Below are 5,321 nucleotides of genomic sequence, written 5' to 3' on the forward strand. Positions count from 1 at the left end.
CTATGGCAACGAGATCGGCCAGCGCGGCATCATCCAGCGCGATTCCGTGCCGGTCGACGAGATGCCCGATCACGTCATCAAGGCGGTGCTTGCTACCGAGGATCGCCGCTTCTTCGATCACTACGGCATCGATGTGCTCGGCCTTTCCCGCGCCATCTTCGAGAATGTGCGGGCCAATTCCGTCGTTCAGGGCGGCTCGAGCATAACCCAGCAGCTGGCCAAGAACCTGTTCCTCACCAATGAGCGCACGCTAGAGCGCAAGATCAAGGAAGCCTTCCTGTCGCTGTGGCTCGAGGCCAATCTGTCGAAGAAGGAAATCCTGCAGCTCTATCTCGATCGAGCCTACATGGGGGGCGGTACGTTCGGCATCGAGGCGGCCGCCGATTTCTATTTCGGCAAGAGCGTCAAGGATCTGAACCTCGCCGAGGCGGCGATGCTGGCCGGGCTGTTCAAGGCGCCGACCAAATATGCGCCGCACATCAACCTGCCGGCAGCGCGCGCACGCGCCAATGTGGTGCTGTCCAACCTTGTCGATTCCGGCTTCATGACCGAGGGGCAGGTTCTGCAGGCAAGGCTGCATCCGGCCGATGTCGTCGACCGCGGCGAGCAGAAAAGTCCGGACTATTACCTCGACTGGGCATTCGACGAGGTCAAGAAGATCGCCAAACCGGGCCAGCACTCGCTTGTTGCCCACACCACCTTCGACGCGAACATCCAGAAGGCAGCGGAAGAATCGGTGGAGTTCCACCTGCGCCAGTTCGGCAAGGAGTACAACGTCACCGAAGGTGCCGTCGTCGTCATCGAGACCAACGGCGCCGTGCGCGCCATCGTCGGCGGCCGCGACTATGGCGCCAGCCAGTTCAACCGCGCCACCAAGGCGCTGCGCCAGACCGGCTCGTCATTCAAACCCTATGTCTATGCAACGGCGATGGAACACGGCTTCACGCCCAACTCCATCATCTCCGGCGGCCCGATCAGCTGGGGGTCCTGGTCGCCGCACAATTACAGCGGCGGATCGGCGGGCAATGTAACTCTGATCATGGCTATGGCCAAATCGATCAACACCGTGCCGGTTCGGCTGGCCAAGGATCACCTTGGCATCGGGCCGATCAAGGCCATGGCCGAGGCGATGGGCGTGGAATCGCCGCTCGAAGCGCACAAGACGATGGTGCTGGGCACCTCGGGCATGACGGTGATGGACCAGGCGACGGGCTACAGCGTGTTCGCCGACAACGGTTTCGTCGGCTTCCGGCACGGCATCAGCCAACTCGTCACCCGCACCGGCGAGGTGGTTTATGATTTCGCCAAGGATGCGCCGCCGCCACACCGGGTGTTGTCGGAGCAGGCGCTGAAATCGATGAACACCATGCTGGCGGCAGTACCGGTGATGGGCACGGCGCGGCGGGCCCAACTTCCCAACATCGTCGTCGCCGGCAAGACGGGCACGACGCAATCCTACCGCGACGCCTGGTTTGTCGGCTTCACCGGCAACTACACGGCGGCGGTATGGATGGGCAATGACGATTTCACGCCGACCAAGAACATGACCGGCGGCTCGCTGCCTGCGATGGTATGGCAGCGCCTGATGGTCTATGCGCACCAGAACATCGACCTCAAGCCGATCCCGGGCATCGACAAGCCCTTCGTCGACGAGGAGATCGCTGCCAAAGCCGAGGAAGCACAGAAGAAGAGCGACGCGCAGGCGGTGGCCGATGCAGCCGCCGAACGGCCGCCGGTGCTGTCCAGCCGCACGACGCAGACGCTGCGGGACATGACCAGCCTGTTCCAGTCGGCGCCCGTCCTCAATACGCCTCAACCGCCGGAGACGCTGTCGGCGCTGTGATGGCGCGCCTCTTCCTTCTCCACCTGTGGGAGAAGGTGGATCGGCGCGCAGCGCCGAGACGGTTGAGGGGTGCTGGCCGGATCACCGTCCTTGCGAAGCTGGAACACCCCTCATCCGACCGAGCTTCGCTCGGCCACCGTCTCCCGCAGGTGGAGAAGGAAGAGGCGGCTGCAATTCTACATCGGCCCGCTTGCCACAAGGCCCTGCGCCGCGATATCCCCGAGCGGCAACTCTTCGGTGTCCCCGGCCCTTCATGCTCAAAACTGCCTTCCTGACGTTGCTTTCGCTTGCCATAGCCATCATCGGCGGTGGCGGCAGCGTCTGGTATGCGCTGAAAGTCCAGGATGGCGTCGGCGCCATCCGGATCGGTCAATGGACAGCCTTTCCCGATATCCGCACTCCCTCCGCCGATCCTTATTCCAAGGCTCGCGTGGCGCGCGAGGGCGTGCTTGCACTCGGCCGTGCCGAGGGGCTGTCCTTCGTCGCCGAGCGAGACACGGGCGGCGCCGAGCTCAAGCGCGAATGCACCTACACCATCGAGGGCGGATTTCCGACGGCGCGGTTCTGGACGCTCTACGCCGCCGACCAGTCGCTCAGCGTGGTCGAGACCGGCAAATCCCGGCTGGCGGCGCTGCAATCCTACGGGGTGGTGCGCCAGCCCGACAATTCGGTGATCATTTCCGCCGGCCATCACCCGATGCCCGGCAATTGGCTGCTGACAGACGGCTTCGGCAGGATGTATTTCGTGCTGACCTTCTACGACACGCCAATCGCCAGCAGCACGGGCCTGTCGGACGTCTCGCTGCCGCGGATCGTCAAGGTCGGCTGCGATGCGTAGTTTTTATGCGGCGATGCGCAGACTTTTGCATGCCGTCCTGCTCGGCCTGCTCGGCGCCGGCATTGTGCACATCGCCGTGCTGCTTCTGGTGCCTGAATTTTCCGAACGCGACGCCTGGTCGCGGCTGTCCATGGCTTCGGATCTCTACAAGATGACGCGGCTCGATGCCGAGGCCGGTGGGGCGCCCGTGGTGAAATCCGTCGACCCGCTGTTTTATGCAACGGCGTGCCGGTTCGACCTGGGCGAAGGTTTGGTCCGCGTCAAGGCACCTGGACATGTCCCGTTCTGGTCGGTGTCGGTCTATGACCGCAGCGGCCACAACATCTATTCCTTCAACGACCACACAGCGACCGGCGGCGTTCTGGATGCCGTGGTGCTGACGCCGGCGCAGATGATCGACGTGCGCAAGGACCTTCCAGAGGATCTTCAGGGGGCGATCTTCGTCGAAGCGCCGATCGAGGAAGGCATCTTCGTCATCCGTGCCTTCGTCCCCGACAGCAGCTGGAAGCCGATCGTGTCGCGCTTCTTCGAACAGAGTTCCTGTGAGTTGCAGGACTTCTAGAGCGTGTCGCGTCTGAACGGATTCAGACGACCCGCTTTAGGTCTTTGTTTTCATGCATGTCGTTCTCCAAAACCGAGGTCACTTTTGGGCGACATGCACTAGACATGATCCCGGACCAAAGGTCCGTGGCCGCCGAAACTCAGTGGTGCGGGACCGGCTTCGTCCCTGGCGATCCCGTCTTGTCGGGATCGACCGGCCGCACTTCGCCGGCATGCGACCGCTCATAGCGGATGCCGGGAAAGATGATCACCGCCGCCGGCATTTCGGCGGTTTGCTTTGCTCTGGTGTTTGGTGCCGTACGCGGCACGAAAGACAGTACCATGCCCATGGTTCGCGCATTCCTCTCGGTTTCCCCGGAGCACAACGCAACGCCTCCAAATGTCATTAAGGCGGCAGAGGGTTAACGGAACGCTAACGGATCGTCGCTAACTTGATCTTTGTTCTTGGTGCTCGCGAAACCGACACAATCCCGGTCGAGCGCGCCAAGCTTGTGTCGAGTACGGGCGTATCCTTCGTGTCATCTTCGGACTTCAGGCAAATCGCGGTACGAAAAGACTCGGGAAAGGCCGAAAGGCTGTTCCGCGCCGCAGTGTCGGCGTTCTGCTCGCTCACCCGCCCTTCACGCCGCGAGATCGGCCAGCTCGAAGACCTGACGCTGCCGCTGTTCAATGACGTGTCCGTCGAATCCCGCCGTTACGTGGCAGCCGCCCTTTCCGAATGCGAATACGCACCCGCCGCCCTGGTGCGCCGTCTTTGCGAGGAACCGGTCGACATTGCCGCGCCGTTGCTCATCCGCTCACGCGCCGTCAGCGACATCGATCTCATCGCCCTGATCGGGCGACATGGCCTGCCGCATGCGCGTGCCATTGCGCGCCGCAAGGGCTTGAACCCGACCATTGCTGACCTGATCAGGGCCCTCGAGAGGCCAACCCTGGTGCGCGCGCCGGACCCGGATGCGAACGCCGCTGGGGCAGACAAGATCGCGCCAGCGAGCGCGGATACCGCCTCCGGCGAGCCAGCCCGGGAACAGACACTCGGCATCGCGGCCGAGAATGCACGGCGCAGGCTGCGCTCGATGATGCGCACCGGCGACGAGAAGACAGCGACCGCCGAGCCTTTCAAGGGCGCCGACACCTATATGAAATTGCGCGAGACAGCGCTGACGGGAAACGCCGCGTTCTTCCAGACCGCGCTCGCCGATGCGCTCGACATCGATTTCGAGACCGCGCGATCGCTCACCGCCAACCAGAATTATGCCTCGCTGCTTGTCGCCTTGCGCTCGCTCGACCTCAGCGAAGACAGGGCCTTCCTGGTCACGGTTGCCGTCTATCCCAGCCAGTTCCCGCACCCGCAGGCTATCCGGACTTTCCTCGACCGCTACCGGCTGCTGCATCGCGAGGCGGCCCAGGACAAGATGCGGTCGTGGAGAGCGGAAATCCTTTCAAGGGTGGTTCGCGGCGCAGCACCTGCCAACAGCGATACACGCACCGCTTCGAACAGCGACGATGCGGCGGCTTCTTCCGGCCTCAGGGCGTCTTCACGGAAATAAGCTCCTCGACGGGCACGGCACCGGCCTCGATTTCGACCACCCAGATGTCGGGATCGAATTTTTTCTCCCGTTCCAGCCTGGCTTCGAGCACCGCGGGATCGTCACCAGCTCCGAGCAGAGTGAAAAACCGGTCGTCGGGCTTGGCCGAATCATAGCTTGTCTGCGGCGCCGGCCCGAACAGGGCAACCTCACCCAGCCTGCCCCGCGCCAGCACGAACACAGCGCCGGCCTCGGTCGCGCCACGCTTGACCACGGCGGCAAATCCACCGGCGCCGAAAATCCGGCGCAACAGGGCCGAAACCCACAGATCCGATGTGACGCGCATGAGAGAGCTCCCGAAACTGCCGGTTCTCTATCGATATTTCCGCCGCTCGGCGAGCCGTCGTTTCGGCCGTCAGTTGGTCAGGCCGATCTCGCGCATCTTGACATAGACGATCTCATCGGGCTCGCCGGTCTGCGGCAGCCCGAACAGCGACTGGAATTCCTTGATCGCCGCCTTTGTGCGCGCGCCGACGACACCATCCAGCTG

7 protein-coding genes are annotated in these 5,321 nt (G+C 63.3%); 4 read left to right on the forward strand and 3 right to left on the reverse strand.

Annotation, left to right across the window (positions count from 1 at the left end; translation table 11 throughout):
* The 3 genes from EN879_RS23340 to EN879_RS23350 form a co-directional block, all read left to right on the forward strand.
* The coding region (locus EN879_RS23340; RefSeq protein ID WP_164774538.1) for a penicillin-binding protein 1A at nucleotides 1-1,843 on the forward strand (1,843 nt) is incomplete at its 5' end.
* 253 nt (nucleotides 1,844-2,096) lie between these two features.
* Entirely contained in the window at nucleotides 2,097-2,681 is a 585-nt protein-coding gene (locus EN879_RS23345; RefSeq protein ID WP_127274267.1) for a DUF1214 domain-containing protein, read from the forward strand.
* Nucleotides 2,674-3,243 carry a DUF1254 domain-containing protein gene (locus EN879_RS23350; RefSeq protein WP_013532652.1) on the forward strand — a complete coding sequence of 190 codons (570 nt, stop codon included), beginning with the start codon at nucleotides 2,674-2,676 and terminating at the stop codon, nucleotides 3,241-3,243. The genes EN879_RS23345 and EN879_RS23350 overlap by 8 nt, the downstream gene beginning before the upstream one ends.
* A 139-nt stretch (nucleotides 3,244-3,382) precedes the next feature.
* Here the strand turns inward: EN879_RS23350 and EN879_RS23355 are convergent, their stop codons facing one another.
* Nucleotides 3,383-3,571 (reverse strand): hypothetical protein, encoded by a 189-nt coding sequence (locus EN879_RS23355; RefSeq protein WP_013532653.1) that lies wholly within the window; start codon nucleotides 3,569-3,571, stop codon nucleotides 3,383-3,385.
* 186 nt (nucleotides 3,572-3,757) lie between these two features.
* On the opposite strand from EN879_RS23355, the gene EN879_RS23360 reads away from it, so the two are divergent.
* Nucleotides 3,758-4,792 (forward strand): hypothetical protein, encoded by a 1,035-nt coding sequence (locus tag EN879_RS23360; RefSeq protein ID WP_063170191.1) that lies wholly within the window; start codon nucleotides 3,758-3,760, stop codon nucleotides 4,790-4,792.
* Here EN879_RS23360 and EN879_RS23365 read toward each other — a convergent pair.
* Both EN879_RS23365 and EN879_RS23370 read right to left on the reverse strand, forming a co-directional pair.
* Nucleotides 4,770-5,117 (reverse strand): DUF1491 family protein, encoded by a 348-nt coding sequence (locus tag EN879_RS23365; RefSeq protein ID WP_013532655.1) that lies wholly within the window; start codon nucleotides 5,115-5,117, stop codon nucleotides 4,770-4,772. The two genes, EN879_RS23360 and EN879_RS23365, sit on opposite strands and share 23 nt — an antisense overlap.
* A gap of 69 nt (nucleotides 5,118-5,186) precedes the next feature.
* On the reverse strand, nucleotides 5,187-5,321 hold a 135-nt coding region (locus EN879_RS23370), incomplete at its 5' end, for a peptidoglycan-binding domain-containing protein (RefSeq protein ID WP_164769477.1).

The organism is Mesorhizobium sp. M7A.F.Ca.AU.002.02.1.1, from assembly GCF_003998535.1.
GTDB lineage: Bacteria > Pseudomonadota > Alphaproteobacteria > Rhizobiales > Rhizobiaceae > Mesorhizobium > Mesorhizobium ciceri.